The sequence below is a fragment of the Pseudomonas sp. PA-7-1E genome, assembly GCF_021605325.1.
Taxonomy (GTDB): domain Bacteria; phylum Pseudomonadota; class Gammaproteobacteria; order Pseudomonadales; family Pseudomonadaceae; genus Aquipseudomonas; species Aquipseudomonas fluorescens_BV.
The window spans coordinates 1-983 of sequence record NZ_WKFA01000129.1 but is presented as its reverse complement, the minus strand read 5'-3'; the positions used below and the strand labels follow the sequence as shown (position 1 = coordinate 983).

The following is a 983-nucleotide window of genomic DNA, read 5'->3' as shown; positions in this document are numbered from 1 at the left end:
TGATCTGCCCGCCGGACGTGTCCCTGGGCCCGGCCATCGTTGCCAAGGCCAAGGTCAACGGTTTGAAAGTGATGGCCGTGGATGACCGCTTTGTCGATGCCAAGGGCAACTTCATGGAAGACGTGCCGTACCTGGGCATGGCCGCGTTTGAAGTCGGCCAGAAGCAAGGCGCCGCCATGGCCGCCGAAGCGAAAAAACGTGGTTGGGACTGGAAGGACACCTACGCGGTGATCAACACCTTCAACGAGCTCGACACCGGCAAGAAGCGCACCGACGGCTCGATCAAGTCGCTGGAAGAGGCTGGCATTCCTAAAGATCACATCCTCACCGCCCCGCTGAAAACCCTCGACGTGCCAGGCAGCATGGACGCCACCAACTCGGCACTGGTCAAGCTGCCGGGTAGCGCGAAGAACCTGATCATCGGCGGCATGAACGACAACACCGTGCTCGGCGGCGTGCGCGCCACCGAAAGTGCCGGTTTCGCCGCAGCCAATGTGATTGGTATCGGCATCAATGGCACCGACGCCATCGGCGAATTGAAGAAAGCCAACAGCGGCTTCTTCGGCTCGATGCTGCCCAGCCCGCACATTGAAGGCTACAAAACCGCTGAGATGATGTACGAGTGGGTTACCCAGGGCACCGAGCCGCCGAAATACACGGCTATGGACGAAGTGACGCTGATTACCCGTGAAAACTTCCAGGCGGAACTGACCAAGATCGGGCTGTGGAAATGACCGCTTCGGCCCTGCGGTTTGAAGGCATCGGCAAGACCTTTCCCGGGGTCAAGGCGCTGGATGGCATTTGCTTCACCGCCCACCCGGGGCAGGTGCACGCGCTGATGGGTGAGAACGGCGCCGGCAAGTCGACCCTGCTGAAAATCCTCGGCGGCGCCTACATTCCGTCCAGCGGTACGGTGCAGATCGGCGCGCAGACCATGGCCTTCAAATGCGCCGCCGACAGCATCGCCAGCGGTGTGGCGGTGA

Annotated in this window: 2 protein-coding genes; both read left to right on the top strand. The window is 61.3% G+C overall.

What is annotated here, in order from left to right:
• Positions 1-734, top strand: a 734-nt coding sequence (locus GIW79_RS29515; protein WP_236456700.1) for an arabinose ABC transporter substrate-binding protein, incomplete at its 5' end; no start/stop codon positions are given.
• Positions 731-983 (top strand): ATP-binding cassette domain-containing protein (locus GIW79_RS29510; protein ID WP_236456702.1); only part of this gene is annotated, 253 nt, incomplete at its 3' end. The genes GIW79_RS29515 and GIW79_RS29510, both read left to right, overlap by 4 nt.